Source organism: Variovorax sp. N23 (genome assembly GCF_025486315.1).
Lineage (GTDB): Bacteria > Pseudomonadota > Gammaproteobacteria > Burkholderiales > Burkholderiaceae_C > Variovorax.
Map to the genome: position 1 here is coordinate 209076 of NZ_JAOOPY010000003.1, position 26054 is coordinate 235129.

Genomic DNA, 26054 nt, shown 5'->3' on the forward strand with positions numbered 1-26054 from the left:
GGCCTCGGCAAGAGCAACATCGTGAAAAAATTCGTCTTCGGCATCGCACAGCGGCTCTATGCGTTCTCGTTTCTTCTGATCGCCACCATGGTCGTTCTGGCGGTCCTGGCATGGAGCCAGCTGTCGAACGTGGAAGCGATCGCGCAGAACACGGGCAAGGTTCGTGTGCAGCAACTGCAACGCATCGCCAGCACGGAGCTGAGCATGTCGCAGATGGGCTTCTGGGTGCGGGAGGCCATGCTCGCGCGCGAAAAGACAATCAGGGATACGGCGCTCGGACAGCTGGAGACGCTCAAGCGGGTCGTCGACGCCAACGATGCGGCGTTCATGAACGACACGCCGCCGGCCGCCCGCGCTGCCTTCGGCATCTGGGGCGCGCTGGAGAACGAGTATTGGCCGATGCAGGCCAACCTGGTCAAGCTGATCCAGGCCGAGCAGCTCGACGAAGCGCGCAAGGTTCAGGCCGAGCAGACCGGCCCGACGCGGTTTCGCCTGAGCAAGTGGCTGGGCGAGGAGCGCCAGCGCCAGGAAGACATCCTGACCTCCGAGTTGGCGGATGTCGTGGCAGCTGCGGCCAAGACGCGCAGGCAACTGGTGGTCCTCTCCGCATTCATTGCCGCGGGTCTGATGGTGTTCGCTTTCTATCTGTCCATGGTGCTGCGTCGCCGGGTGGCGGCTTCCCTGGCGGTGGCGGATCGGGTGCGTGACGGCAAGCTGTCGACCGAGGTGGTGGATTCGGCGCGCGACGAGTTCAGTCCGCTGCTGGCGGCGATGAGCGCGATGCAGGCGGCGCTCAAGGGGGTGGTCACCACGGTGCGCGAGAACGCACGGGCCGTCGCGACGGCCTCGGGCGAAATTTCCGCCGGCAACCAGGACCTGTCGTCGCGCACCGAACAGCAGGCCAGCTCGCTGGAACAGACGGCCGCCTCGATGGAAGAGCTGACCTCGACCGTCAAGCAGAACGCCGACAACGCGCGCCAGGCCAATCAGCTGGCCGTCTCGGCGTCGGAAGTCGCCGTGCGTGGCGGCAGCGTCGTCAGCCAGGTGGTCGACACGATGAGCGCGATCAACACCTCGAGCAAGAAGATCGTCGACATCATCGCGGTCATCGACGGCATCGCCTTCCAGACCAACATCCTGGCGCTGAACGCGGCGGTGGAAGCCGCCCGTGCCGGTGAACAGGGCCGCGGCTTCGCGGTGGTCGCTTCGGAAGTGCGCAGCCTGGCGCAGCGCTCGGCGGCCGCGGCCAAGGAAATCAAGGTGCTCATCGACGACTCGGTCAGCAAGGTCGGTGCGGGCAGTGAACAGGTGAGCGAAGCCGGTCGCACGATGGACGAGATCGTCGGCAGCGTCCGCCGCGTCACCGACATCATGGGCGAGATCACCGCAGCCAGTCAGGAGCAGACCACGGGCATCGAGCAGATCAACCAGGCGATCTCGCAGATGGACCAGGTGACGCAGCAGAACGCTGCCCTGGTGGAGCAGGCCGCCGCGGCCTCGGGCTCACTGCAGGAGCAGGCCATGGGCCTGGTCGAGGCCGTCAGCGTGTTCGATCTCGGTACCTCCGATGGCGCGCCTGTCGTCCCCACGACGCCGGCGCGCCGTGCCCCGGCTGCGGGCTCGAGCCCGTCGAAAAAGCAGACGCCCAAGCCGTTGGCACCGACGGTGGGCGCGCGCCGCCTCCCGACGCCGGCCTCCCAGCCGTCGAAGAGCGAGTCGGCCGAGTGGGCGGAGTTCTGATGTTCGTGCGCGCCCGGTTCTTTTCCTGATCGAGAGTCACCCCATGCAGACACACGACATCGCCGCCGAGACGACCGGCGCTCCGCCGCAGCGCGATGCGGCCCCCTCGACGCTCGAATTCCTGTCGTTCAGGCTGGGCGACGAAGAATATGGAATCGATATCCAGAAGGTGCAGGAGTTGCGCGGCTATGACGCCGTGACCCGCATCGCCAACGCATCGGCGTTCATCAAGGGCGTGGTGAACCTGCGCGGGATCATCATTCCCATCATCGACATGCGCATCAAGTTCGACCTGGGTGAGCCGACGTACGACGCCTTCACCGTGGTGATCGTGCTGAACGTCGGCGGTCGCGTCGTCGGCATGGTGGTGGACAGCGTGTCGGACGTGATCACGCTGAGCAGCGAACAGATCAAGCCGGCCCCGGCAATGGGTGCGACGCTCGACACCGACTACCTCATCGGACTGGGCGCGCTGGACCAGCGAATGCTCATCCTGCTGGACATCGAGCGCCTGATGGCGAGCGACGAGATGGGCCTGATCGAGCGGCTGGCCGCCTAGGCATTCACACCGGGCGATGATGCCGAATTCCATTCGGCGGCCCGAGGCAATACAGACAACGACTCCTTCCAAACACATGATGACCATGGGACCCACGTTCTCGCAATGGAAACGTCTGACAGACGAATATCGACAGGGGCTGGAGGCACTGCGCCGCGGCGACACCAGCGGCTCGAAGCACATGATGCGTCTCGCGCGGGAAATCCAGTTGCTCGGTTTGCGCTGCAGCGGCCCGCTGCACATGGCCGAACCGGCGGATTGGTCCGCTTCGCAGCTGGAGGCGTTGGCGCCGCCAACCGAGCGGCCCGGCGTGGGCCAGCGCCTCGCGCGCATCTTCTCGACGATGCAGGCATGAGCGCCGAGCGTGCCGGCGATTCGCCGGCCACCGAATCGCATGCGCTGCCGTGGGCCGGCATGGGCATGGGCGAGCCCGATCTGGCCTACCTCCTGACGGCGCAGAGGCTGGTCAAGAGGGACAAGGCCGCGGCGATGTCCCGGCTTGGCATGCGCCCCGAGTTGGCCGAATTTCTGGAGCAGCTGTCGCCGAGCCAGTTGGCCCTTGTCGCCGCATCGAAGTGGCCATGCGACTTGTCGGCGGCCGGCATCGGCGCCTTCGAGCATTCAGATCGGTCGCATCGCATCGCTACAATTTGCGACTGAAGCCAGATGTTTCCTTGTCAGGAGGTCCAGCGAGACGACCCTCTTGACTTAAGGAAAACGCATGATTCCGTTCAGCGCCCTGGCCATGGCCAGCCGCGACCCTGGTGCCGCTCGCGCACCCGCCGCGCAGCTGGAGACGATGTACGGCAGCACGTCGGGCACCACCATCGCCAGCCCCAGCCTGGCCTGGGCCTGAATCAGGCAGCGGTCTGCGCTGCGTGGTTCTGGCGCGTGATGACCTGACCGGCGCGCGCGCCGCTGTGCGCGCCGTGCTGCCAGGTGATGGTGCCGTTGACGATCACGGTGTCGATGCCTTCGGCGGGCCGCGTCGGGGTCTCGTAGTTGGCGGCGTCGCGCACCGTGGCCGCGTCGAAGATCGTGATGTCGGCGTGGTGGCCGGGCTTCAGGGTGCCGCGCTCGTGCAGGCCGAAGTTGCGCGCGGTCAGGCCGGTCATCTTCCACACCGCGGTCTCCAGCGGGAACAGGCCGACGTCGCGGCTGTAGTGGCCGAGCACGCGCGGGAAGGTGCCCCACAGGCGTGGGTGCGGCTTGTCGCCGAGCGGGATGCCGTCGGAGCCGATCATGGTTTCGTCGAAGGCCAGCACGCGCTGCACGTCGTCCTCGTCCATCATGAAATAGATGGCGCTGCCGGGCTGCAGCCGCCGGGCGGCCTCGTCGTTGGGCACGCCCCATTCCTTCGCGATGTCGGCCAGGTCGCGGCCCGCGCATTCGGGATGCGGCTCGCTGCTGGCGATGAGCACGCGGCCCTCGAGCATGCCGCGGTCGGTGCGGATCATGGTGGAGCCCGCGGTGTACGGGTAGCAGTCGAGCCCGATGCACTGGTGCTTCATCGCTTCCTGGATGAAGGGCAGGGTGACCTTGGTCTTGCCGAAGTTTTGCGTGTTCTGCACCTTGTGGTGCGACACGACCACCGGGATGTCGAGCGCGCGGCCGATGAGGAAGGTCTCTTCGAGCGCCTCCATCACCTTGTCGCTCTCGTCGCGCATGTGCGTCACGTACAGCGCCTTGCGCGCGGCCAGCGGGCGGCTCACCTCGATGATCTCCTCGGTCGTCGCCTTGACGGCCGGCGGGTAGAAGGTGCCGGTCGACAGGCCGATCGCGCCGGCCTGCATCGCCTCTTCGACCAGCGCCTGCATGGCGGCGATCTCCTCGGCGCTGGCGACGCGGTCGAGGTTGTGGTCGCCCATGGTCACGGCGCGCAGGGTCGAGTGGCCGATCATCGCGGCCACGTTGACCGACGACGGCGTGGCGCGCAGCGCGTCGAGGTAGGCCCTGAAGGTGGTGAAGCGGCCTTCGACGGGCGAGTCGATCAGGCTCAGTGGCATGGGCAGGTCCATGTCGGCGCGCAGCGGGGCGGCGCTGATGCCGCAGTTGCCGGCCACCACCGTGGTCACGCCCTGCGACACCTTGAAGGGCATCGCCGACTGCGACAGCACGGCCTGGTCGTCGTGGGTGTGCGAATCGATGAAGCCGGGCGCGACGATGCGGCCGGTGGCGTCGAGCGTGGTGTCGGCCGTGTGGCCGGCGAGGTCGCCGATGGCGGCGATGCGTCCGCCGACGACGCCGATGTCGGCGGTGAAGCGCGGCGCCTTGCTGCCGTCGATGACGGTGCCGCCGCGGATCAGCAGGTCGTAGTGGGGGATCTCGGACATGGGGTTCCTTGCTCGGTGCGTGGGGTCAGCGGAAATGGCAGGCCACCTGGTGGCCTGCGGCGGATTCGGACGGCCGCTCGGTCAGCGCAGGCGCCTGCGTCTTGCAGAGGTCCTGAGCCAGCGGGCAGCGCGTGTGGAAGCGGCAGCCGCTCGGCGGGTTTGCCGGGCTGGGCGGATCGCCCTGCAGCAGCATCCGCCGGGCCGGCGTGCGTGGGTTGGGCACCGGCACGGCCGACAGCAGGATCTCGGTGTACGGATGCCGCGGCGCCGAGAACAGCGTGTCGCGGTCGGCCACCTCGACGATGTGGCCGAGGTACATCACGGCCACGCGATGGCTGATGTGGCGCACCACCGCCAGGTCGTGCGCGACGAAGAGGTAGGCGATGCCGAACTCGGCCTGCAGGTCCATCAGCAGGTTCACCACCTGCGCCTGCACCGACACGTCGAGCGCCGACACCGGCTCGTCGCAGACGATGAGCTTCGGGTTGAGCGCCAGCGCCCGTGCGATGCCCAGGCGCTGGCGCTGCCCGCCGGAGAACTCGTGCGGATACTTCTTGACTGCCTCGGGGCGCAGGCCGACCTTGCCGAAGAGCCACTGCACGCGCTCGCGCCGCTCGGCGGCCGAGTTCATGCCGAAGTTCTTCAGCGGCTCGGCCACGATCTCGCCGGCCGGCAGGCGCGGGCTCAGCGAGGCGTAGGGGTCCTGGAAGATGATCTGCACGTCGCGGCGGCGCAGCCGCATCTGCTCGGGGCCGAGCGTGGTGAGCTCCTCGCCGTCGAGCTGCACCGAGCCCGAGGTGGGTTCGATCAGCCGCATCACCGACTTCGCGGTGGTCGTCTTGCCGCAGCCCGACTCGCCGACCAGCGACAGCGTCTCGCCGCGCGCCACGGTGAAGGACACGCCGTCGACCGCCTGGATCGGCGGCTTGCGCGGCGCGAGCCAGCGCTTGGGTGCGATGTAGTGCTTCTTGAGGTCGACGACCTTCAGCAGCGTCGATGCCGTCATGCCATCACCTCGTTCGTGCGCTCGATGCGACCTTCCTCGACCGCGAAGCAGGCGACGACGTGATCGCCGCCTTGCAGCGTCAGCGCCGGGATCTCGCTGCGGCAACGCGCCTCGGCATGGCCGCAGCGTGCCGCGAAGGCGCAGCCGCGCCGCGGCTCCTGCGGCGAGGGCACCAGCCCCGGGATCTCGGCCAGCCGCTTCGTGTGGGTGTTCATCGACGGCATCGACGCCATCAGCGCGCGGGTGTAGGGGTGCAGCGGCCGGTCGAACAGCTCGATCACGTCGGCCTCCTCGACCTTGCGTCCGGCGTACATCACGACCACGCGGTCGCAGCTCTCGGCCACCACGCCGAGGTCGTGCGTGATCATCACGACGCCCATGCCCAGCTCCTTCTGCAGGCGGCGGATCAGTTCGAGGATCTGCGCCTGGATGGTCACGTCGAGTGCGGTCGTCGGCTCGTCGGCGATCAGCACCTCGGGGTTGCAGGCCAGCGCCAGCGCGATCATCACGCGCTGACGCATGCCGCCCGACAACTGGTGCGGGTACTCGTTGACGCGGCGTTCGGGCTCGGGGATCTGCACCACGCGCAGCATCTCGACGGCGCGCGCCAGCGCCTCGGCGCGGTTGAGCTTCTGGTGCACCTGCACCGTCTCGGCGATCTGCCGGCCGACGGTGAGCACCGGGTTGAGCGAGGTCATCGGCTCCTGGAAGATCATCGAGATGCGGTTTCCGCGAATCTGGCGCATCTCGCGTTCGCTCAGCTGCAGCAGGTCGGTGCCGCGCAGCCGCACGCTGCCGCTGATGCGCGCGGGCGGCGTCGGCAGCAGCCGCAGGATCGACAGCGCCGTCACGCTCTTGCCGCAGCCGGACTCGCCGACCACGCCCAGCGTCTGGCCGGCGCGCACGGTGTAGCTCACGCCGTCGACCGAGCGCGCCGGGCCGGTGAGGGTGTCGAAGTGGGTGCGGAGGTCGTCGACCTCCAGCAGCGGCTCGCCGACGGCGAGGGCAACGCGGGACATCGTGTTTGTCGTTGTCATCGTGGAAAGCTCGCCATCACAGTTGTCGCGCAAGGCGCGGGTCCAGCGCATCGCGCAGGCCGTCGCCGAGCAGGTTGATGGCCAGCACCGTCGCCGCCAGCAGGATGCCGGGGTACAGGATGATGTGGAAGGCCACGGCGACGAAGTTGCGGCCCTCGGCCATCATGTTGCCCCAGCTGGGCGTCTGCGCCGGCACGCCCACGCCCAGGAAGGACAGCGCGGCCTCGGTCAGCACCGCGGCGGCGGCGACGAAGGTGGCCTGCACGATCAGCGGCGCCACCATGTTGGGCAGCACATGGCGCGCCAGGATGGTCGGCAGGCGCGTGCCGACCGCGTGCGCAGCCTCCACGTAAAGCTGCTCGCGCAGCGTGAGCGCCAGCGAGCGCACCAGCCGCACCACGCGTGGAATCTCCGGGACGGTGATGGCGACGATCACGGTCGTCAGGCTGGCCTGCGTGACCGCCATCAAGGCGATGGCCAGCAGGATGCCGGGGATCGCCATCAGGCCGTCCATCACCCGCATGACGAAGCCGTCGGTCCAGCGCACGAAGCCGGCGGTGAGCCCCAGCAGCACCCCCAGCACGGTGGCGAGCGCGCCGACCGACAGGCCGACGATCATCGACACCCGGCCGCCCCACACGGCGCGGCTGAACACGTCGCGGCCCAGCGCGTCGGTGCCGAACCAGTGCTCGGACGACGGCGGCTGCATGCGCGCCAGCACGTCCATGTCCTGCGGGTCGTGCGTGGCGATCCACGGCGCGAAGACCGACAGGGCCGCCATGGCCAGCAGCAGCAGCGCGCCGACGATCAGCGTCGGGTGCTTGCGCGCCCAGCGAAAGCGCGGCAGCACGAAGGGCGCGTCGTCCGGGGGCGCCGTCGCCGCCGGGGTGGTCGTCGTGGTCATCGGGGGCAGGGCGGACATCGTCAGTATTGGATTCGGGGGTCGAAGAGCCGGTAGCTCAGGTCGATCAGCAGGTTGATCAGCACGTACACGCCGGCGGAGATGAGCAGCACGCTCTGGATCACCGGATAGTCGTGGCGCTGCACCGAGTCGATCACCAGCCGGCCGACGCCGGGAATGGCGAACACCGTTTCGGTGACCACCACGCCACCGATCAGCAGCGCGATGCCCACGCCGATGGTGGTGGCGATCGGGATGGCCGCGTTGCGCAGCGCGTGGCCCAGCACCGGCAGCACGCCCAGGCCCTTGGCGCGCGCGGTGCGGATGTAGTCCTCGTGCAGCACCTCGAGCACGGTGGCGCGCGTCATGCGCGTCACCAGCGCGATGTAGACCAGCGCGAGGTTGACGCAAGGCAGCACCAGGCCGCGCAGCCATTCGCCCGGGCTGTCGGCCAAGCGCGTGTAGCCCTGCACGGGGAACCACGGCAGCTGGATCGCGAAGGCATAGACCAGCAGGTAGCCGACCAGGAACACCGGCAGCGAGAAGGCCAGCACCGCGAAGAGCATGACCAGCCGGTCGATCCAGCTGCCGGCGCGGTAGGCCGCCAGCGTGCCCAGCGGCACCGCGACCAGCAGCGTGAGCAACATGGTCAGCGCGGCGATCGAGACCGTCGGCTCCAGCCTTTGGGCCAGCAGTTCGGACACCGGCACCTGCGTGAAGATCGAGGTGCCCAGGTCGCCGGTGGCCAGCCGGCCGAGCCACAGCACGAACTGGCGCCACAGCGGCTGGTCGAGCCCGAGCGCGATGCGCAGCTTGGCGATGTCGTCGCCGGTGGCGAGGTCGCCGGCGATGAGCGCGGCCGGATCGCCCGGCGACAGGTGGATCAGCAGGAACACCACGACCGCCACCACCGCCATGACGGGCAGGGTGGCGACGAGGCGCCGGAGGAGATAGCCCATGGTCGTGCGTTCCCGGCGTGCGTCTTACTTGTCGAGCGCCCAGACCACCGGCATGCCGGCCCACAGCTTGTCCAGGCCCTTGAGGCTGGACCGTGCGGCGTAGGCGGCCGAGTACTGGCCGGCGCTCACGTAGGGCACGGCTTCGTAGGCGCGCTTCTGGAAGGCGTCGAGCAGTTCCCGGCGCTTGGACGGGTTCGTCTCCTTGATCCACGCGGTGCGCAGTTCGTCGAGCGGCTTGTCGCAGGGCCAGCCCGGCAGGCTGTTGCCGCAGGCCGCGCTCAGGTAGGCGTTGGTGATGGGCGAGTTGACGTCGAACTCGCCGGCCACCGTCACGTAGATGTTCCAGCCGCCGGCGTCGGGCGCGTCCTTCTTGGCGCGGCGTGCACCGATGGAGGCCCAGTCGGAGTTCTGCATGTCGACGTTCATGCCGATGCTGCGCATGGTCTGTGCCGCGACCAGCGCTTCGGCGTTCAGGTAGGTCACGTCGGTCGGCACCAGCAGCACCACCTTCTCGCCCTTGTAGCCCGACTCGGCCAGCAGCGCCTTGGCCTTGGCGATGTCGGGCTTGCGGTAGGGCTCGGCACCGGCGGCGGTTTCGTTCGGGCCGCCGCAGATAAAGTAGGTGGCGCAGTAGGTGATGCGCATGTCCAGCGGGTAGCCCATGCCGGCGGTGAACTTCTCCTGGTTGGTGGCCATCAGCAGCGCCTGGCGCGCCTTCGCGTTGTTGAAGGGCGGGTACATGTGGTTCAACACCAGGAAGCCCTGCCAGTTGCCGCTGGCCGCGACCTTGATGTTGGGGTCGGTGCGCAGCGGCGCGATGTAGTCCGGCGGCACCTGCTCGATGATGTCCACCTCGCCGCGCTTGAGGGCGGCGATGGCGCTGTTGGCGTCGGGCAGGTAGAGCCATTCGACGCGATCGAAGTGGCTCTTCTTGCTGCCTGAGAGACCGCTCGGCGGTTCGCTGCGTGCCACGTAGTTCGGGTTGCGCACGAACACCGCCTTGTTGCCCGGCACCCATTCGTCGCGCTTGAAGATGAAGGGGCCCGAGCCCAGCACTTCGGGCAGCGGCGACGTGGCCGGCATCTTGGCCAGCCGCTCCGGCAGGATCACCGGCGGAAAGCCCGAGGGCTTGGCCAGTGCGTCGAGCACCATGCCGAAGGGCTCGTCGAGCGTCAGTGTGAAGTTGCCGGCGTCCACGGCCTTCCAGACGGCCCCGGCGTTGCCCATGGCGCGGCCCAGGCTGTCGCGTGCGCCCCAGCGCTGCAGCGATGCGACGACGTCGGCGGAGGTCACCGGGCTGCCGTCGGAGAACTTGAGCCCCGGGCGCAGCGTGAAGCTCCACTGCTTGCCGTCCTTCGAGGTGGTGTACTTGTCGACCATCTGCGGCTGCGGCTTGCCGCTCGCGTCCTGCGCGAACAGCGTGTCGTAGACCATGTAGCCGAAGTTGCGCGAGATGTAGGCGGTGGTGAAGGTCGGGTCGAGGATCTTCACGTCGGCGTGCGCCACGACCTTGAGCGTCTTGGTCTGGGCCAGCGCGGGGAGGCTGGCCCCTGCGAGCGCGAGGGTGCCCAGGGCGAGGGCGGCGAGCGTGCGTCGTTTCATCTGCGGTTCTCCGGAAGGTGGCGAAAGAAGGGAGGGGTCAGGCGGTGGCGTCCAGCGGCCATTTCGGGCGGCGCGCCTTGCGGTAGGGCAGGGTCCTGAGGTCGAGCGTCACCGCGCCCGGCGCACCGACGTAGATGACATGCCTGGCGACCTGCGAGAAGGACGCGTAGAAGTGCTGCGAGGACTTGACCACGATGATCTTCTTGGCCGCCAGGTCGCAGCCCAGCTGCGTGAAGACGTCGGTGCCCATCGCCTGGTTGCGCAGCGTGATCAGCACGATCTCGATGCCGTCGGCCTCCAGCAGCGCGCAGTCGCCCAGCGGCACGGGGGTGTTGGCCAGCCCGGTCATCACCATGTCGGGGTGCAGTGCCTTCACGGTGCAGTGCAGGTCGATCGGCGGGCCCGACATCGGGCTGATCTTGCCGCCGATGCGCAGGTCGAGCCGCGCGCCTTCGCCCGCCTCGAAGGCGATGCGCACCGCGATCGGGTCCCACATCGGGCCGATGGCCGCGTTGCGGATGCCGCGCTCGACCATGCGGCGCAGGATGAAGGTGCTGTCGCCGGCCGCGCCGCCGCCCGGGTTGTCGGCACCGTCGGCCAGCACCACCGGGCCGCCGTCGAAGGCGAGCGCCTCGTCGAGCGAGGCGTCGATGTCGGGGTAGCGCACCGACAGGGCCTCACGCATGCCGATGAGTTCGTCGGCGAGCGTGCGTGCCAGCGCCTGCGCGCCGGCCGGGTCGCCGTCGGTGTAGACCAGCAGCTTGGTGCCCATCTCGGGCACGTCGCCCCAAGGGAAGCCGTGGGCGACCGAGATCGACAGCACGCCGTCTTTTCCTTCGAGGGCCTGCAGCCGGTCGACATAGCCGCGCGCCGGTTCGCGCGAGGTGTGCATCGTGACGGCCATCTCGCAGTCGACCAGCGCGGCCACCGGGGCGATCTTCTTCTCGACCATCGCAGCGCACAGGTCGACCAGTTCCAGCGCGCGCTCCAGCACGTCGGTGTGCGGGTACTCCTTGAAGGCGATCAACAGGTCGGCCTGCGCGACCATCAGCGGCGTGAGGTGGCTGTGCGGGTCGAGTTCGGCGCCGACCACCACGTCGGGGCCGACGATGGCGCGCACCCGTTGCAGCAGGTCGCCTTCGCAGTCGTCGTAGCCGTCGGCCACCATCGCGCCGTGCAGGCCGAGCACCACCATGTCGACCGGCAGCGCAGCGCGCAGGTCGGCCAGCAGCTCCTCGCGCAGCGTCTCGTAGGCGTGGCGCGTGGTCGTGCCGCTGGGCTGCGCGCCGGCCACCATGCCTTCGACCAGGTCCCAGCCCCGGTCCTGGCCGCGCAGGCGCGCCGCCCACAGCGGGCCCGAGAAGAAGGTCATCTTGTCGGGGTGCTGGCCGGCGGCGAAGTAGCCGCGGTCGCGAAAGGAGGCGATGCCGGTCGGCATCGGGCCGAAGGTGTTCGTTTCGGTGGCGAGGGATCCGCTGAAGACGCGCATGGTGAACTCGATGTGTGGGAGATGAACGGGCAGCGCGTCAGGCGGCGCTGGACGGGGGCTCGGCCTTGGCGCGCTTGGCATTCAGGCGCGCCGGGCTCAGCATCTGGGCCGTGAGCCCGAAGGCGGCGATGCGCTCGGGCAGCGGCAGGCCGCGGGCCAGGGCGGCGCAGGCCTCGCCCATCGCGGCCGAGGTCTGGATGCCGTAGCCGCCTTGCGCCGCGACCCAGAAGAAGCCCGGCACGTCGGGGTCGAAGCCGCCGACCAGGTCGCCGTCTTCCACGAAGGAGCGCAGCCCGGCCCAGGTGCGCGTCGGGCGGCGCACGGTGAGCGTGGTCATTTCCTCGATGCGGTGGATGGCCAGGGCGATGTCCAGTTCTTCGGGCTGCACGTCCTGCGGCTCGACCGGGTCGGCGTTGGCGGGCGAGCCGAGCAGCATGCCCGCGTCGGGCTTGAAGTACCAGTCTTCGTCGAGGCCGGCCGTCATCGGCCAGGCGGCGGTGTCGACGCCTTCGGGCGGCGCGAAGATGAAGGCGGAGCGGCGGCACGGCTGCAGGCCGATGGGCGCGACGCCGGCACGACGGGCCACCACGTCGGCCCAGGCGCCGGCGGCATCGAGCAGCACGGGGGCTTCATACGTCGCGCCGCTGGCCTGCACGCGCCAGACGTCGCCGATGCGTTCGATTGCCGTGGCTTCGGCGTCGCAGACCACCCGGCCGCCGGCGCGCCGCAGGCCGCGCAGGTAGCCCTGGTGGATGGCATGCACGTCCATGTCGGCGGCGTCGGGCTCGAACACGGCGCCCATCACCTGCTCGGACCGCAGTACGGGCACCAGGGCGCAGGCGCCTGCGCTGTCGAGCAGCCGGGCGTGCGGCGTCATGGCGCGCAGCACGTCCCAGTGCGCGGCGAGCAGCGCGTCCTGCCCGTGCACCGCGACCATCATCGCGCCGCGCGGCGACAGCACGGGGTGCTCGCTGAAGCCCTCGGGCGGCGACTGGAGGAAGGCGCGGCTCGCCATGGTGAGCGCGCGCACCTGCGGCGTGCCGTAGCTTTCCATGAAGAGCGCGGCCGAACGGCCGGTGGCGTGGTAGCCGGGCTGCGACTCGCGCTCGAGCAGCAGCACGCGGCCATGCGGTGCCAGCCAGTAGCCGACGGACGCTGCGGCGATGCCGCCGCCGATGATGAGGAAGTCGACGCTGTCGATCATGGGACGGGAGGGTGATGGCGCGTGGTGCGTCCGGGCTTCGATGGCGTGGCAGTCTAGTCACAATTTGCGTATATGCAAATACATTTGCGCAGAACGCCCTGAAGATCACGGCAGTCTGCTTTGGTGCATTTGCGCTTCTGCAATTTGCATATACGCAACTTTCAGGCCAGAAATCGCCCGGCCGTGTGCCGTCCGCCGGGCTGGCGCTGGCAGAATCATCGTTCGTACAGGCATTCATGAAAAGTCCCCAGAAACCCCCGACGAAGGCCGTTGCCCGCGCTGCAGAGGCTGCACCGCACACCCTGGACCGCGTGGCTTTCGGCAAGCGCCTGCGCGCCGCACGCAAGCAGTTCGGCTGGACCCTGGCGCATGTCGCGGAGCAGTCGGGCGTCTCCATCACCACCATCTCGCGCGCCGAGCGCGGGCAGCTCGCGCTGAGCTACGAGAAGTTCTCGGCGCTGGGGCGCACGCTGCGCATGGACATGGGCGCGATGTTCGCCGAGGCCGGTACCCAGGCGCGCCGCCTGGACCGCCCCATCGTCACGCGCGCGGGCGAGGGCGTGACCTACCGCGGGCTCTCCATCGCCTACCAGTTCCTCGGGACGCAGGCCCTGGGCAAGCAGATGAGCCCGATCCTCGGCACGGTGCACGCGCGCAGCATCACCGGCCCGGAAGACTACGCGCGCCACGACGGCGAAGAGTTCGTCTACATCCTGAGCGGCGCGGTCGAGGTGCACTTCGAGGACGGCGAGGTGGTGCATCTGGCGCGGGGCGACATGCTGTATTTCGACAGCCGCATCGGCCATGCCTATGTCACGGTCAGCCGGCAACTGGCCCGCACCATCGGCGCCTGCACCAGCGAGAGCAACCTGATGCTGTCGGCGCGCGAGGGCGGCGTGCGCGAGGTCCAGCGGGCGGAACCGGCCGCCGCGCGGCGCAGGCGCTGAGAGGCTGAGACCGCGGCGCTTGTCTTTTGTCACCCTCCGGCGCTCGCTTCGAGGGCCTCTTTTCGCTAACCTTTGCCGATGATTGCCTTCGCCCCGCAGCGCGCGGCGGCCGGTGCGCCCATCGGCCCGCCGCCGCCTGCGCCGGACCTCCCGGTCCCGCCCAGCCCCCCGGTTCCTTCGATCCCGCCCCCGGAGGGTGATCCGCCCGCCGTGGTGCCGCCCGTGACCGACCCCGGCTGGCCGGCGCCGGTGATCGAGCCGCCGCCCGGCGACATCGTGCTGGGCCGTGCGCACGCGCGGCGCCTGCGCGACATCTACCGCTCGGCCGGCTGGCCCTGCGGCGACCCGGTCGAGGTCGACCTGCTCGCCGCCGGGCTGCTGGAACGCCAGCGCTCGGCCTTCGGGCACGAGACGCTGCGGGTGACCGACCGGGGCATCGCCCACATCGCCAGCTCGCTCGTCGTGAACCGCGCCGCGCTGTCGGCGCACGAGGCGCTCGTCGAACAGGTGGCGCGCGAGATGACGCGCAGCGGCCGCATCGCCTGGCGCGGCCTCGGCCTGCGCGCCCGGCTGCCGGCGGCGGAGCCGGGTGGCAAGGCACGCTGGTGTATCGCGCGGCCCGACGTCTTCTCGATCCGCAACACCAGCGTGGAGGCCTATGCGCAGCCGGTCGTCCACGAGATCAAGGTGCGGCGCGCCGACCTGATGGCCGACCTGCGCAAGCCCGACAAGCGCGCGGCCTACCTCGATTTGGGCGGCGAGTGCTGGTACGTGCTGGGGCGCGACGCGCGCGACCGCCCGATCGCCACGCCGGAGGAAATCCCGGCGGAATGCGGCGTGCTGGTGCTCGAGGGTGGCCGTCTGGTCGTGATGCGGCCCGCCGTGCATCGGGCCCAGGCCCGCATGCCCTTCGGCCTCTGGATGGCGCTGGCCAAGGCCCAGCCCGTGGCGGGCTTCGATGAGGACGCCCAGGGGCTGCTCTGCGGCGAGGGTTGAACGACCGTTGGTTCACCGTTTGTCGGATGGACTTGCGGAAATTGCTTCAAAACGTAAGATCGCCGGCCCACCCTCGACGGTGCGGCAACGACGCCGCGAATTGCCAGGAGCTGCCCCGCCATGCAACCGGTTCTCGAGTTCATCCAGCGCCACGAGCGTTCGTACACCTACAGCGTCCGTGCGCCCCACAAGAGCACGGTGCCCCGGGAGGCGTGCTACGTGGACCTCGGGCTGACCTCGCTCGCCGCCTGCGTGTTCGATGCGGCCCAGGCGCTCAGCCCCAACTTCCCGCGGGCGCATATCTCGTACCAGGGGGTGTGGATGGGCGAGATCGAGGTCAGCCGGCTGCGCGCCTGCTCCGAATTCATCGCCCAGCAGCTCAAGGCCGAGTACGCGCGCCGCAGCGTGGCTGAATCGGCCGTGCCCGCCGCTGCCGCCGGCTGAGCCAGGCGGCCGGCGAGCCACCTTTTTTCATTCAAGGGCCGAGGCGGGCCCGAAGAACTCGTAGCGCACCTGCCGGTCGGGCACGCCCAGCGTGCGCAGCGAGCGCTGCACCTGCTGCATGAAGGGCTTGGGTCCGAGGAAATAGGCATCGATGTCGCGCACACCCTCGGCCGCAGCCGGCAGCCATTGCGCCAGGGAGGCGGCGTCGATCCGGCCGACGGCATGCGGCGCCACCCCCACGTCGTCGGCGGCCGGCGCCTCGTCGTAGCAATAGAAGCGCTCCAGATGCGGGTGCTTGTGGGCCAGCGCGTCGATGGCGCGGCGGAAGGCATGCACCTTGTGCGAACGCGCGCAGTGGATGAAGCGCACCGGCCGAGACGGCGTCCGGGCCAGCGCCGTCTCGAGCATGGCCAGCGTCGGCGTGATGCCGACGCCGCCGCTGATCAGCACCAGCGGCCGCTCGCCGTCGGCCAGCGTGAAGCCGCCCGATGGCGGGAACAGCTCGACCACGCCGCCGACCTCCACCTGGTCATGCAGATGGTTCGACACCCGCCCACCGGGCTCGCGCTTCACGCTGATGCGGTAGCTGCGGCCGTTCGGCGCCGCGGACAGCGAGTAGTTGCGGCGCACGTCCTGTCCGTCCACGTCGAGCCGCAGGCCGATGTACTGGCCGGGCGCGAAGTCGAGCACCGGCTGGCCGTCGACCGGTTCGAGGTAGAAGGACGTGATCTCGGCGCTCTCCGCTTCCTTGCGGGCCACGCGGAAGGCCCGCGCGCCGCGCCAGCCGCCCGGTGCCGCCGCCTTGCGGTCGTACTCGGCCGCCTCGGCGCCGATCAGGATGTCGGCCAGTTGCCCATAGGCGGCGGCCCAGGCCTCGATCACTGCGTCGGTCGCGACCTCGGCGCCCAGCACCTCGCGGATCGCGCGCAGCAGGCAGGCGCCCACGATCGGGTAGTGCTCGGGCAGGATCTGCAGCGCCACATGCTTCTGTACGATTTGCGTCGCCAGGTCGCCCAGTGCCTCGAGCCGGTCGATGTTCTTCGCGTACATGAGCACCCCGTTGGCCAGGGCGCGCGGCTGCTCGCCGCTGACCTGGTTGGCCTGGTTGAAGAGCGGGCGGACTTCCGGATGCTCGGCCAGCATGATCTTGTAGAAGTGCGTGGTCAGGGCCTCGCCACCGGTCTCCAGCAAGGGGACGGTGGCGGTGACGATGGCTTTGTGCGCGGTGCTCAGCATGGAATCCTTGGACGGTGGGAGTAGGGCTTTCTCAGTGCAATCGCCGTTCCAGCGCGGGTTTTCAGGAGAATCAAGGACTTAGCGCCGATGGGTGTCGTTGTGACATGGTTCGATTCATGTCTGGATGACATCGCCAATGTCCTGATGACAACAAAACCTTTGCTGCACGCCCTGATTCCCCTGGTGGGCGACCTCGCCCGCGACCTGCCGGCGGCCGAGCGCTACCGGCGCCTGCTGCACGCCCTGCGCGCGCTCCTGCCCTGCGACGCCGCCGCGCTGCTGCGGCTCGACGGCGAGGTGCTGGTGCCGCTGGCCGTCGACGGGCTCGGTGCCGACACGATGGGGCGGCGCTTTCGCATCGACCAGCACCCGCGCTTCGCTGCGTTGCTGCAGGCCGGCGGGCCGCTGCGCTTCCCGGCCGACAGCCCGCTGCCGGACCCCTACGACGGGCTGGTCGACGGGGTGGACGGCCACTTGCCGGTGCACGACTGCGTCGGCTGCGCCGTGCACCTGGACGACCGGCCCTGGGGCCTGCTGACGCTCGACGCGCTCGACCCCGACCGATTCTCCGAGGCCGACCTGGCCACGCTGCAGTCCTTCGGCCATCTCGCCGCCGCCACGGTCAGCGTGGCCGGCCGCATCGCGCAACTCCAGTCCCGCGTCGAGCGCGAGAGCCTGCGCGCCGAGGGCTTCCGGCAGGCCGCAGCGCCACGCGCCCGCAGCCTGATCGGCCGCAGCCCGGCGCTGCGCGAACTGCTCAAGCAGATCGGGCTGGTCGCCGGCAGCGACCTGCCGGTGCTCATCCAGGGCGAGACCGGCGTCGGCAAGGAACTGGTCGCCGAGGCGCTGCACGCCGCGTCGTCGCGCGCGGCGCGGCCGATGATCAGCCTCAACTGCGCCGCGCTGCCCGACACGCTGGTCGAGAGCGAGCTCTTCGGCCATGTGCGCGGCGCCTTCACCGGGGCAGTGGGCGAGCGGCCCGGCAAGTTCGAGCTGGCCCATGGCGGCACGCTCTTCCTCGACGAGGTCGGCGAACTGGCGCTGCCGGTGCAGGCCAAGCTGCTGCGCGTGCTGCAGAGCGGGCAGCTGCAGCGGCTGGGCTCCGACCGCGACCACCACGTCGACGTGCGCCTCATCGCGGCGAGCAACCGCAACCTGGCCGACGAGGTGCGGGCCGGGCGGCTGCGCGCCGACTTTTACCACCGGCTCAGCGTCTATCCCTTGCCGGTGCCACCGCTGCGCGAGCGCGGGCGCGACGTGCTGCTGCTTGCCGGCTTCTTCCTGGAGGAGAGCCGATCACGCCTCGGGCTGGGCGGGCTGCGGCTCGACGCCGGCGCGCAGGCCGCGCTGCTCGCCTACGACTGGCCGGGCAACGTGCGGGAGCTGGAGCATCTGCTCGGCCGCAGCGTGCTGAAGGCGCTGGGGCGCCACGCGCAGCGGCCGCGCATCCTCAGCCTGGAGGCGGTCGACATGGACCTGCCGGGCCAGGCCGGTGGCGCGCTGGTCGACGTGGCCGACGATGCCGTCGCCGCGTCGCCGCCGACCGCAGCGTTGCGGCAGGGCGAGGGCCACAGCCTGCGCGATGCCGTGCAGGCCTTCGAGCGCACGCTGGTCGTCGACACGCTGGCGGCGCACGACTTCAACGGGGCGGCCGCAGCGCGTGCGCTCGGCATCGACCGTGGCAACCTGGTGCGGCTCGCCAGGCGGCTCGGCGTGTCGATGCGGCGGCCCGAGGCACGGGCAGACCTGCCGGTCGGCGGCCGTTGAACGGCGCGCCGCCAGGCCGCGTCAGGGCGCGGTGCGCCCGAAGGCCGGCACCCGCTGCGCGAAGCCGTCGAGCCACGCCACCAACGCCGGATGCGTCGCGCGCCAGCTGCCCGCCAGGCGGAAGTCGAGGTAGCCGAGCGCGCAGGCCAGGGTGATCTCGCCGATGCTCGGCCCCGCCGGTCGCGCGACCGGCAGGCGCGCCGAAAACGCGTCCAGTGCGCGCGACACCTTGCCGCGCTGAAGCTCGAGCCACGATTCGACGTGGTGCTCGGCCGGCCGGTAGCGGCGCTCGTACACCTGCAGCAGGGCCGCATCGAGGATGCCGTCGGCCAGCGCCTGCTCGCGCAGCACGCCGATGCGCTCGGGGCCGGCGGCAGGAATCAGCAGACTGCGCCCGTCCAGCGCATCGAGGTACTCGACGATCACGCGCGAGTCGAACAGCGTTTCGCCATCGTCGAGCAGCAGCGTGGGGATCTTGCCGAGCGGGTTGTGGCGCCGCACCGGGTCGTCCGGGTTGCTGGTGTCGGCCGTCAGCACCGCGATGCGGTCGGCCATGCCGAGCACGTCGATGGCGATGCGGACCTTGCGGCCGAAGGGCGAGGGGGGAGAACTGAGGAGGGTGGGCATGGGCGGCGATGCGGGATCGGTCAGCGGATCCGGCCGGCCCCGGGAGTCTGGAGGGGTGGAGCGGGTGAAGGGAATCGAACCCTCGTATGAAGCTTGGGAAGCTGCCGTTCTGCCATTGAACTACACCCGCGGCAGGCATGGATTCTAGCCTCCGTCCCGATGGCCGCCCGACGTCGCCGGCCCGCAGGGGGCGGCTTCGGGCATGTCGATGGCGCCCGACAGGTGCGGGCAATCATCCTGGGTGAGGTTGGCGAGCAGGGCGACTTCGCGAACGGCGCACGAGGGGTAGCCGGGGGTGGCGGCGGCGTTCAGCCGATCCACGGCAGGAACCACCGGGTGCCCTGCCGATAGGCTGCATACCCCGGATGCACCTGAAGCATCCAGCGCTCTTCGACGACAGCTTTGACGACCAGCACGGCGACCAGTGCAACCATTGCCAGCCAGACGACCCAGGTGGTGCTGGCCCAGGCGCCCGCGCATCCACAAGCCATGACGGCGGTGTACATCGGATGGCGGATCCGCCGGTAGGGGCCTTGCTGAACCAGCCGGGCCCCCGCGCGTGGCGAGGGCCTGATGTGGAAGTTGCCCGGCCGGTTGGCGCAGAGCGCCCACACACCCAGCAGCACGCCCAGTGCGGCGCTGGCCCAGGCCCCGGCCGGGGCCTGGCCTGACAGGAAGGCCGGCCATGCCAGCCAGGCCAGCAGGGCGATCAGCGTGAACTGCAGCGCGACCAGGACGCTGCCCAGGCGGTTTCTGGCACGGTCGTCGGTGGGCTGCTGGTTGCCGGTCTGCGCTGGATCGCCGAGCGGTGCGGTGTGCTTGGTGCGCATGGTCGTGGGGAGGCGCCGTCAGGAGGGTGTCCGCAGCTTGCGCCGGCGGATCTTTCGCGCCGACTCAGCCGCTCAGGTCTGGTCCCGCAGCGTGAGGCCATCGGCGTCGATGACGGTCACCCGCACGGGCAGTGCCTGACGGACGCTTTGCGTGACGGTGCAGAACTCCTCGAACTGCCCCAGCGCCCGGTCCAGGTGTTCCAGCGAACTCGCCGCCACACCCAGTCCGACGGTGGCGTGCAGGCGCAGGATCCGCAGCCGGCCTTCCGGATTGCGCCCCACCTCGGCCTGGACCTCGCAGCGCAGCGGCTCGGGGGCCTGCTTGAACTTGCGCAAGGCGAACAGCAGCGAGTCGGCCAGGCAATTGCCGACGGCGGCGCACAGCAACTGCGCGGGAGAGGGGCCTTCGCCTTTGCCCAGCGGTGCGGGCTCGTCGGCGATCAGGCCCGGAATGCCGTTGCCGAAGCTGATCTCGAAGCGATAGTCGGCTTGCTGCTGGAGCGAAACGGAAACGGTCGTCATGGTGCTGCCTTGGGTGAGTGCGGAGGGTCGGTCAGAGCGCGTTGAGCGGGATTTTCAGGTAGGCCACGCCGTTGTCTTCCTTGGGCGGCAGCTCGCCCGCGCGGATGTTGATCTGCACCGACGGCAGGATCAGTGTGGGCATTTCCAGGGTGGCGTCCCGCTTCGTGCGCATGGCCACGAACTCGTCTTCGCTCACACCGTCGTGCACGTGGATGTTCGTCGCGCGTTGTTCGGCCACCGTGGTCTCGAAAGCCACCGGTCGGTCGTTGGGCGGGTAGTCGTGGCACATGAACAGGCGCGTTTCCGGCAGCAGGCTCAGCAGCTTGCGAATGGAGGCGTAGAGCGCGTGAGCATCGCCGCCGGGGAAGTCGCAGCGCGCGGTGCCCACGTCGGGCATGAACAGCGTGTCGCCCACGAACACGGCGTCGCCGAAGCGGTAGGCGGCGCAGGCCGGTGTATGGCCGGGCACGAACATCACTTGACCGGCGAGTGCGCCCAACGGGATGACCTCCCCCTCCTGAAACAGGTGGTCGAACTGCGAGCCGTCCTGCTTGAAGCCGGGCTCCAGGTTGAAGACGCCCTTGAACACCTTCTGCACCTGGGTGATGTGGCCGCCAATGCCGATCTTTCCGCCCAGTTGGGCCCGCAGGTAGGGCGCGGCCGAGAGGTGGTCGGCGTGGGCATGGGTCTCCAGGATCCATTGCACTTTCAAGCCGTTGGCACGCACGTACTCGATCACCTTGTCGGCGGACGTGTGCCGCGTGCGGCCCGACTTCGGGTCGTAGTCGAGCACCGAATCGATGATCGCGCAATCGCTGCCCTGGCCGCTGTGAACGACGTAGGTCACCGTCCAGGTGGCGGGATCGAACATGCCATGCACTTGACGCTGGGCGGTGGTGGCCGGAAGAGATGTCATGAAGAGGCTCCTTTAGGTAAATCATAATATATTTACAGATATATTGTCTGTCAATATATTGATCCCCTGCGCCCAGCCCGTGTTGTGCCATCTCAATGAACCGCAAGGAAGTTCGATGAGGACCGCCTGACGACGTCGAGCAGGCTGCGGAGGCCGTCGGTGTCGCGCGATCAGTTGTCGATGACCCGCCGCGCGAAGCGCTCGAGGTAGTCCATCAGCCGGTTCGCGCCCGCGACGGCGGCCGCCTCGTCGCCGGTGGCGATGCCCTGGGCCAGTTCCATGTGGGCGTCGGCGGCCTCGACGATGTCGCCCTCGTGCTGGTAGGCATACCAGAAGCGCCGGCACTGCACGATGAGCGGCGACACGCCCATCACCGCCGACTGGTTGCGGCTGGCCCGGTGGTTGACGCGGTCGAGCTCGTGGTCGGCCGCCATGTAGTCGTCGAGGTGGCCGCGCGCGGCGGCCTTCACCATCTTTTCGGCGCAGCGCACGATCTCCTTGCGCTCCGCCGCCGTGGCGCGCCGCGCCGAGCAGGAGGCGATGAGGGTTTCGAGCACGCGCCGCGTCTGGATCACGTCGAGGTGGTCGGCCAGATCGATGCTCGACACCAGCAGGCCGCGCCGCGGCTGCTGGTCGATCAGCCCGAGGGAGGTCATGCGCAACAGCGCCTCGCGCACGGGGGTGCGCCCGAGGCCGGTGCGTTCGGCGATCTCGGCCTCGACCACCGGGCTGCCGGGTTCCAGCTGCAGGGTGGCGATGAGCGTCTCGATCGCGTCATAGGCCATGTCGGCGGCGCGCCGCCGGGGCGCACTGCCCGAAGAAGACGTAACTGCGGCAGGCATCGTGGAATGGGTTTCGCGAAAGGGCACCAGGGCGGGCGCATTCTCCCATCGCCGACGGGAGACTGCGCCCGCGTCGGCTGCGTTCAGAGCGTGGCGCCGATCTTGCGCAGCTCGGCGATGGCCGGCGCCTTGGGCAGCCAGATCTTGTCGAACTCGGCGATGAGTGGCGCGGGGTTGAAGGCCGTGTCGTTCTTGATCACCAGGTTGGTGGCCTTGAACTTGTCGATCAGGCCGAGCTCGGTGGTCACGATGTCCTTGATCTGCGCGTCGAGCGACTGCTTCACCAGGTCGGTGATCAGCGCCTTGTCCTTGGCGTCCAGCGTCTGCCAGATGCGGCCCGACACCAGCGGCGCGAAGGGCATGAACAGCGCGTTCATCGGCAGCATGACCTTCGCGACCTTGTCGAAGCGCGCGTTCCACGAGAACTCGATGTCGGCTTCCAGCCCGTCGACCTGGCCGTTCGACATCGCGTCGAACACGGCCGGCGTGGGGATCGGCGTCGGTGCGGCGCCGAGCATCTGATAGAAGTCGCGGTAGACCGGCGTCGGGTTGATGCGCAGCTTCATGCCCTTGAGATCGGTCGGCGTCGAGATGTCTTTAGTGGCGAACACCACGCGCATGCCGGTGATGCCCCAGCCCAGGCCGACGGTGCCGGTCTCGCGCGGCAGCACGTCGAGCAGCTTGAGCGCGGCGGGCGTGCGCACCAGCGAGGCGACGTTGGTGGTCGAGCGCACCAGGTAGGGCGCGTTGATGGCGGCCACGCTCGAGACGCGCGAGCCCAGCTCCGCCGCCTGGATCCAGCCCATGTCGAGCGCACCCGACTGCAGCTGCTGCATCATGGCCGACTCGTTGCCGAGCTGGCCCGAATGAAAGACGGTGGCGCTCAGGCGGCCGTCGGTCGCCTTCTTGAGCGACTCGCCGAAAGCCACGGCGGCGCGGTTCCACGAGTGGCCGGCCGGGGTGATGAGGCCCAGGCGGAATTCCTTGGCCGTGGCGGCGCGCACCATCGGCGCGAAGAGGGCGGACGATGCGGCGGTGCCGGCGGCGGCCTGGACGAACTGGCGACGGGAGAGGGACATGCGAAGCTCCGGTTGAGGTTGAGGGGGACGGCTCGAAGAACTACTTCAAGAGGGCGAGCGACAGGCTCGGGAACAGCGAAAGAATCACCAGCGCCACGCAGCAGATGGCGAAGAAGGGCAGCGTGACGAGGAACATCTTTCCGGGCTTGGCCCCGGTGACGGCCGAGGCCACGAAGAAGCTGAGGCCCACGGGCGGCGTCATGAGGCCGAGCACCAGGTTGATCACCACCACCACGCCGAAGTGGCGCGGGTCGATGCCGTAGATCTCGGTGGCGATGGGCAGCAGGATGGGCACTGTCATGATCAGGCCGGGGATGCCGTCGATCACGGTGCCGATCACCAGCAGGATCACGTTGGTCAGCAGCAGGAAGGTGACCGGGTCCTTCGCCACCGTCTGGATCCACGCGGCGGTGGCTTGCGGCACCTTGCCGTAGATCAGCAGCCACGAGAACACCGCGGCCGCTGCCACCAGGAACAGCACCACCGCCGAGTAGATCGCCGACTTGAGCAGGATCTGCGGAACCATCCCGTAGCGGAATTCCTTGGTCACGTAGCGGCCCACCAGCACCGCAGCCACGGCGCCGACGGCGGCCGCCTCGGTCGGGTTCGCGAAGCCGCCGAGGATGGAGCCGACGATCACGATCGGGATGAGCAGCGTCGGGCACGAAGTGAGCACGGTGTGCGCGCGCTGCCGGAGCGTGCGCTTCTCGGTGCGCGGGTAGTTGTAGATGAAGCCCATGCAGGCGATCACGATGAAGAACAGCACCGTGAGGATCACGCCGGGGATGATCCCGGCGATGAGCATGTCGCCCACCGCCACCTGCGCGAGCACGCTGTAGACCACGAACATCACCGAGGGCGGGATGATCGGGCCGAGCATGCCGCCGTACACCGTGAGGCCGGCGGCGAAGGTCTTGTCGTAGCCCTGCTTCTCCATCTCCGGCACCATGATCTGGCTCATGATCGCGACCTGCGCGGTGGCGGACCCGATGATCGACGACACCAGCATGTTGGCCAGGATGTTCACGTAGGCCAGGCCGCCCTTGACCGAGCCGATGAAGGCCAGTGCCAGGTCGACCAGGCGCTTGGTGATGCCGCCGCCGTTCATGATCTCGCCGATGAGGATGAACAACGGGATCGCGATGAGGCTGTAGCTGTCGACCCCGCCGAACATCTGCGTCGGGAAGGACTGGAACAGCACCGTGTCGCCCGAGTTCAGGATGAAGACGATGCCCGACAGGCACAGGCAGGCGCCGATCGGCACGCCGACCAGCATGATGAGGAGGAAGAATCCGGTGGTCAGCATGTCAGTTCACCGCGTCCGCGTTGGCGATGTTGAACCCGGCATGGCTGCGCTTGGGCTGCAGGCCGAGGTCTTCGATCAGGTTCGACAGCGCATGCACGCTGAGCGTCACCGAGAAGATCGGCAGGATCAGCTGGATCGCCCAGACCGGCCAGTTCAGCGTCTGCGTGCGCTCGGTGTAGAGGAAGTTGAAGGACTCCGCGGCGAATTCCTTCGCATCGAAGCCGTAGCGCGCGAGGCCCACCGGGTCCATGTAGATCCAGCACATCGCGAGTAGCGCCAGGCCGAGCAGCAGCACGCCGCCCGAGGCCGCGGCCTTGGCGATGCGCACCGCGTTGGCGCCCAGCTTGTCGGTCAGCAGCGTGACCGCGAAGTCCAGCCGAAGCCGGGTCATCGCGGACGCACCGATGAAGGTCAGCCAGACCACGCAGTACACGGATGCCTCGTCCACCCAGTAGAGCGGAATGCCGCCGTAACGCGTCACCACGTTCAGCAGCACCAGCACGATGAGCAGGCCCATCAGGCCGGTGAGCAGATGGCGTTCGCAGCGGAGGACGCCGTCCGACGTGTCGAGCACCCAGCGGGTGAGGCCCGCCGGTCCGTTGGCTTTTTCTTGCATGGTGTGTTCGCCGGGTGACGGGTGAGGGGGCGCGGCTCGCGCTCAGGCGACCGACTGGTACTGCACGGGTCGCGTGGCCAGCGCCTTCTTGACCACGCCTTCGATGAAGGCGCGTTCCTCGCCGATCAGCGGCAGGCGCGGGCGGCGCATGTGCTCGGTGCCCACGCCGACCAGCAGGTCGATGAGCTTCAAGTTCTGCACCAGCTTGGTCGACACGTCCAGGTGCAGCATCGGCGTCATCCACTGGTAGAGCTTGAGCGCCTCGGCGAACTGGCCGGCCTTCATCAGGTCGTACAGCGCCACGGTCTCGCGCGGGAACGCGCAGCCCACGCCGGCCAGCAGGCCGTCGGCGCCGAGCGCCATCGCTTCGTAGGCCAGGTCGTCCACGCCGCAGAAGATCTGGTAGCGGTCGCCCAGCAGGTTGCGCAGGTCGGTGATGCGGCGGATGTTGTCCGTGCTCTCCTTGACGGCAACCAGCCATTCGCAGTCGGCCAGTTCCAGCATGTGCTCGGGCTTGAGGTCGACGCGGTAGGCGACCGGGTTGTTGTAGACCATCAGCGGCTTCTGCGCGGCCTTGGCCATGGCGCGCACGTTGGCCATCGCCTCGCGCGCATCGGCCACGTAGATGACCGAGGGCATCACCATGTAGCCGGCCACGCCCAGCTTGTTGCCGCCGTCGATGTAGCGCAGCGCCTCGCGGGTGCTGGTCTCCGACACGTTGGCCAGCACCGGGATGCGGCCATCGGCGGCTTCGAGGGCGATCTTGGCGACCTGCAGCTTCTCTTCGAGGCTCAGCGTGCTGGCTTCGCCCAGCGAGCCGCAGGTGACCAGGCCATGGATGCCGTTGCGGATCTGGAAGTCGATGTGGCGGGCCGTGCCTTCGGCGTCGATGCTTTCGTCGGCGTGGAATTTGGTGGTGACGGCGGGGAAGATGCCTTGCCAGCGGGGATTGGTCATTCGGTGCTCCTGAAGGATGAGGTTGGAAGAGAGGGGGGGGCCGCCCGGGCCTGTGCCCGATCGACTCTATAAATATATTAGTGAGATATTGGAAATATCTGATCAGGGTATTAGCAGATTGCGTGCCAGCGCTGGGCAT

27 protein-coding genes and 1 tRNA gene are annotated in these 26054 nt (G+C 69.1%); 9 read left to right on the forward strand and 19 right to left on the reverse strand.

The genetic code is table 11. From position 1 onward, the window contains the following. The first annotated feature begins 87 nt into the window (after positions 1–87). From N8A90_RS06170 to N8A90_RS06190, 5 genes are all read left to right on the forward strand, one after another. Complete coding sequence (locus N8A90_RS06170; protein WP_262073994.1) at positions 88–1740, forward strand: methyl-accepting chemotaxis protein; 1653 nt, start codon at positions 88–90, stop codon at positions 1738–1740. 43 nt (positions 1741–1783) lie between these two features. Beyond that, positions 1784–2299: a chemotaxis protein CheW gene (locus tag N8A90_RS06175; protein WP_262073793.1), complete on the forward strand. Its 516-nt coding sequence runs from the start codon at positions 1784–1786 to the stop codon at positions 2297–2299. Positions 2300–2375: 76 nt separating this feature from the next. Continuing rightward, a complete protein-coding gene (locus tag N8A90_RS06180; RefSeq protein ID WP_262073794.1) occupies positions 2376–2654 on the forward strand; it encodes a hypothetical protein in 279 nt (92 codons plus the stop codon). Further along, the gene (locus N8A90_RS06185) at positions 2651–2959 is read left to right on the forward strand and encodes a flagellar transcriptional regulator FlhD (protein ID WP_262073795.1); all 309 of its coding nucleotides are present in this window, start codon (positions 2651–2653) and stop codon (positions 2957–2959) included. Before N8A90_RS06180 ends, N8A90_RS06185 begins: the two co-directional genes overlap by 4 nt. Before the next feature lie 61 nt (positions 2960–3020). Beyond that, positions 3021–3155: a hypothetical protein gene (locus N8A90_RS06190; RefSeq protein ID WP_262073796.1), complete on the forward strand. Its 135-nt coding sequence runs from the start codon at positions 3021–3023 to the stop codon at positions 3153–3155. A gap of 1 nt (position 3156) precedes the next feature. On the opposite strand, the gene N8A90_RS06195 is transcribed toward N8A90_RS06190, so the two are convergent. From N8A90_RS06195 to N8A90_RS06230, 8 genes are read right to left on the reverse strand one after another with little or no spacing between them, the layout of a single operon-like run. After that, positions 3157–4632, reverse strand: coding sequence for an N-acyl-D-amino-acid deacylase family protein (locus N8A90_RS06195; RefSeq protein WP_262073797.1), 1476 nt, complete (start codon positions 4630–4632; stop codon positions 3157–3159). A gap of 25 nt (positions 4633–4657) precedes the next feature. After that, positions 4658–5638: an ABC transporter ATP-binding protein gene (locus N8A90_RS06200; protein ID WP_262073798.1), complete on the reverse strand. Its 981-nt coding sequence runs from the start codon at positions 5636–5638 to the stop codon at positions 4658–4660. Then, entirely contained in the window at positions 5635–6657 is a 1023-nt protein-coding gene (locus N8A90_RS06205; RefSeq protein ID WP_262073799.1) for an ABC transporter ATP-binding protein, read from the reverse strand. Before N8A90_RS06205 ends, N8A90_RS06200 begins: the two co-directional genes overlap by 4 nt. 34 nt (positions 6658–6691) lie before the next feature. Continuing rightward, on the reverse strand, positions 6692–7597 hold the full coding sequence (locus N8A90_RS06210; protein WP_262073800.1) for an ABC transporter permease: 906 nt from the start codon (positions 7595–7597) through the stop codon (positions 6692–6694). 2 nt (positions 7598–7599) lie between these two features. Then, the gene (locus tag N8A90_RS06215; RefSeq protein WP_262073801.1) at positions 7600–8535 is read right to left on the reverse strand and encodes an ABC transporter permease; all 936 of its coding nucleotides are present in this window, start codon (positions 8533–8535) and stop codon (positions 7600–7602) included. Positions 8536–8559: 24 nt separating this feature from the next. Beyond that, positions 8560–10137: an ABC transporter substrate-binding protein gene (locus N8A90_RS06220; RefSeq protein WP_262073802.1), complete on the reverse strand. Its 1578-nt coding sequence runs from the start codon at positions 10135–10137 to the stop codon at positions 8560–8562. 37 nt (positions 10138–10174) lie between these two features. Beyond that, positions 10175–11626, reverse strand: a complete 1452-nt coding sequence (locus N8A90_RS06225) for a M81 family metallopeptidase (RefSeq protein WP_262073803.1) — start codon at positions 11624–11626, stop codon at positions 10175–10177. A gap of 37 nt (positions 11627–11663) precedes the next feature. Further along, positions 11664–12830, reverse strand: a complete 1167-nt coding sequence (locus tag N8A90_RS06230) for an NAD(P)/FAD-dependent oxidoreductase (protein WP_262073804.1) — start codon at positions 12828–12830, stop codon at positions 11664–11666. Positions 12831–13066: 236 nt separating this feature from the next. Here N8A90_RS06230 and N8A90_RS06235 point away from each other — a divergent pair, with 236 nt between their 5' ends. From N8A90_RS06235 to N8A90_RS06245, 3 genes are all read left to right on the forward strand, one after another. Next, positions 13067–13777, forward strand: coding sequence for a helix-turn-helix domain-containing protein (locus N8A90_RS06235; RefSeq protein ID WP_262073805.1), 711 nt, complete (start codon positions 13067–13069; stop codon positions 13775–13777). 78 nt (positions 13778–13855) lie between these two features. Then, complete coding sequence (locus N8A90_RS06240; RefSeq protein WP_262073806.1) at positions 13856–14773, forward strand: hypothetical protein; 918 nt, start codon at positions 13856–13858, stop codon at positions 14771–14773. A gap of 120 nt (positions 14774–14893) precedes the next feature. After that, on the forward strand, positions 14894–15217 hold the full coding sequence (locus N8A90_RS06245; RefSeq protein WP_262073807.1) for a hypothetical protein: 324 nt from the start codon (positions 14894–14896) through the stop codon (positions 15215–15217). Positions 15218–15244: 27 nt separating this feature from the next. Here N8A90_RS06245 and hmpA read toward each other — a convergent pair whose 3' ends face one another. Next, the gene (gene hmpA / locus N8A90_RS06250) at positions 15245–16453 is read right to left on the reverse strand and encodes an NO-inducible flavohemoprotein (protein WP_262073808.1); all 1209 of its coding nucleotides are present in this window, start codon (positions 16451–16453) and stop codon (positions 15245–15247) included. Positions 16454–16597: 144 nt separating this feature from the next. On the opposite strand from hmpA, the gene norR reads away from it, so the two are divergent. Next, positions 16598–18220, forward strand: coding sequence for a nitric oxide reductase transcriptional regulator NorR (gene norR, locus N8A90_RS06255; protein WP_262073809.1), 1623 nt, complete (start codon positions 16598–16600; stop codon positions 18218–18220). 21 nt (positions 18221–18241) lie between these two features. On the opposite strand, the gene N8A90_RS06260 is transcribed toward norR, so the two are convergent. The 10 genes from N8A90_RS06260 to N8A90_RS06305 form a co-directional block, all read right to left on the reverse strand. Then, positions 18242–18847, reverse strand: a complete 606-nt coding sequence (locus tag N8A90_RS06260; RefSeq protein ID WP_262073810.1) for a glutathione S-transferase N-terminal domain-containing protein — start codon at positions 18845–18847, stop codon at positions 18242–18244. 56 nt (positions 18848–18903) lie between these two features. Continuing rightward, a tRNA-Gly gene (locus tag N8A90_RS06265) sits at positions 18904–18977 on the reverse strand. A 178-nt stretch (positions 18978–19155) separates the two neighbouring features. Beyond that, positions 19156–19677 carry a methyltransferase family protein gene (locus N8A90_RS06270; RefSeq protein ID WP_262073811.1) on the reverse strand — a complete coding sequence of 174 codons (522 nt, stop codon included), beginning with the start codon at positions 19675–19677 and terminating at the stop codon, positions 19156–19158. Positions 19678–19749: 72 nt separating this feature from the next. Continuing rightward, on the reverse strand, positions 19750–20199 hold the full coding sequence (locus N8A90_RS06275) for an OsmC family protein (protein WP_262073812.1): 450 nt from the start codon (positions 20197–20199) through the stop codon (positions 19750–19752). 31 nt (positions 20200–20230) lie between these two features. After that, on the reverse strand, positions 20231–21115 hold the full coding sequence (locus N8A90_RS06280; RefSeq protein ID WP_262073813.1) for an MBL fold metallo-hydrolase: 885 nt from the start codon (positions 21113–21115) through the stop codon (positions 20231–20233). Positions 21116–21285: 170 nt separating this feature from the next. Continuing rightward, complete coding sequence (locus tag N8A90_RS06285; protein WP_262073814.1) at positions 21286–21957, reverse strand: GntR family transcriptional regulator; 672 nt, start codon at positions 21955–21957, stop codon at positions 21286–21288. A gap of 83 nt (positions 21958–22040) precedes the next feature. Next, on the reverse strand, positions 22041–23036 hold the full coding sequence (locus N8A90_RS06290) for a TRAP transporter substrate-binding protein (protein ID WP_262073815.1): 996 nt from the start codon (positions 23034–23036) through the stop codon (positions 22041–22043). A gap of 40 nt (positions 23037–23076) precedes the next feature. Then, on the reverse strand, positions 23077–24342 hold the full coding sequence (locus N8A90_RS06295; RefSeq protein ID WP_262073816.1) for a TRAP transporter large permease: 1266 nt from the start codon (positions 24340–24342) through the stop codon (positions 23077–23079). 1 nt (position 24343) lies between these two features. Next, positions 24344–24958: a TRAP transporter small permease gene (locus tag N8A90_RS06300; RefSeq protein WP_262073817.1), complete on the reverse strand. Its 615-nt coding sequence runs from the start codon at positions 24956–24958 to the stop codon at positions 24344–24346. Positions 24959–25000: 42 nt separating this feature from the next. Further along, complete coding sequence (locus N8A90_RS06305) at positions 25001–25915, reverse strand: dihydrodipicolinate synthase family protein (RefSeq protein WP_262073818.1); 915 nt, start codon at positions 25913–25915, stop codon at positions 25001–25003. Positions 25916–26054 lie beyond the last annotated feature (139 nt).

Coding starts and splice junctions, on each gene's coding strand:
- N8A90_RS06170 (WP_262073994.1), top strand. CDS start 88: ATGGTCGTTCTGGCGGTCCTGGCATGGAGCCAGCTGTCGAACGTGGAA.
- N8A90_RS06175 (WP_262073793.1), top strand. CDS start 1,784: ATGCAGACACACGACATCGCCGCCGAGACGACCGGCGCTCCGCCGCAG.
- N8A90_RS06180 (WP_262073794.1), top strand. CDS start 2,376: ATGATGACCATGGGACCCACGTTCTCGCAATGGAAACGTCTGACAGAC.
- N8A90_RS06185 (WP_262073795.1), top strand. CDS start 2,651: ATGAGCGCCGAGCGTGCCGGCGATTCGCCGGCCACCGAATCGCATGCG.
- N8A90_RS06190 (WP_262073796.1), top strand. CDS start 3,021: ATGATTCCGTTCAGCGCCCTGGCCATGGCCAGCCGCGACCCTGGTGCC.
- N8A90_RS06195 (WP_262073797.1), bottom strand. CDS start 4,632: ATGTCCGAGATCCCCCACTACGACCTGCTGATCCGCGGCGGCACCGTC.
- N8A90_RS06200 (WP_262073798.1), bottom strand. CDS start 5,638: ATGACGGCATCGACGCTGCTGAAGGTCGTCGACCTCAAGAAGCACTAC.
- N8A90_RS06205 (WP_262073799.1), bottom strand. CDS start 6,657: ATGTCCCGCGTTGCCCTCGCCGTCGGCGAGCCGCTGCTGGAGGTCGAC.
- N8A90_RS06210 (WP_262073800.1), bottom strand. CDS start 7,597: ATGTCCGCCCTGCCCCCGATGACCACGACGACCACCCCGGCGGCGACG.
- N8A90_RS06215 (WP_262073801.1), bottom strand. CDS start 8,535: ATGGGCTATCTCCTCCGGCGCCTCGTCGCCACCCTGCCCGTCATGGCG.
- N8A90_RS06220 (WP_262073802.1), bottom strand. CDS start 10,137: ATGAAACGACGCACGCTCGCCGCCCTCGCCCTGGGCACCCTCGCGCTC.
- N8A90_RS06225 (WP_262073803.1), bottom strand. CDS start 11,626: ATGCGCGTCTTCAGCGGATCCCTCGCCACCGAAACGAACACCTTCGGC.
- N8A90_RS06230 (WP_262073804.1), bottom strand. CDS start 12,830: ATGATCGACAGCGTCGACTTCCTCATCATCGGCGGCGGCATCGCCGCA.
- N8A90_RS06235 (WP_262073805.1), top strand. CDS start 13,067: ATGAAAAGTCCCCAGAAACCCCCGACGAAGGCCGTTGCCCGCGCTGCA.
- N8A90_RS06240 (WP_262073806.1), top strand. CDS start 13,856: ATGATTGCCTTCGCCCCGCAGCGCGCGGCGGCCGGTGCGCCCATCGGC.
- N8A90_RS06245 (WP_262073807.1), top strand. CDS start 14,894: ATGCAACCGGTTCTCGAGTTCATCCAGCGCCACGAGCGTTCGTACACC.
- hmpA (WP_262073808.1), bottom strand. CDS start 16,453: ATGCTGAGCACCGCGCACAAAGCCATCGTCACCGCCACCGTCCCCTTG.
- norR (WP_262073809.1), top strand. CDS start 16,598: ATGACAACAAAACCTTTGCTGCACGCCCTGATTCCCCTGGTGGGCGAC.
- N8A90_RS06260 (WP_262073810.1), bottom strand. CDS start 18,847: ATGCCCACCCTCCTCAGTTCTCCCCCCTCGCCCTTCGGCCGCAAGGTC.
- N8A90_RS06270 (WP_262073811.1), bottom strand. CDS start 19,677: ATGCGCACCAAGCACACCGCACCGCTCGGCGATCCAGCGCAGACCGGC.
- N8A90_RS06275 (WP_262073812.1), bottom strand. CDS start 20,199: ATGACGACCGTTTCCGTTTCGCTCCAGCAGCAAGCCGACTATCGCTTC.
- N8A90_RS06280 (WP_262073813.1), bottom strand. CDS start 21,115: ATGACATCTCTTCCGGCCACCACCGCCCAGCGTCAAGTGCATGGCATG.
- N8A90_RS06285 (WP_262073814.1), bottom strand. CDS start 21,957: ATGCCTGCCGCAGTTACGTCTTCTTCGGGCAGTGCGCCCCGGCGGCGC.
- N8A90_RS06290 (WP_262073815.1), bottom strand. CDS start 23,036: ATGTCCCTCTCCCGTCGCCAGTTCGTCCAGGCCGCCGCCGGCACCGCC.
- N8A90_RS06295 (WP_262073816.1), bottom strand. CDS start 24,342: ATGCTGACCACCGGATTCTTCCTCCTCATCATGCTGGTCGGCGTGCCG.
- N8A90_RS06300 (WP_262073817.1), bottom strand. CDS start 24,958: ATGCAAGAAAAAGCCAACGGACCGGCGGGCCTCACCCGCTGGGTGCTC.
- N8A90_RS06305 (WP_262073818.1), bottom strand. CDS start 25,915: ATGACCAATCCCCGCTGGCAAGGCATCTTCCCCGCCGTCACCACCAAA.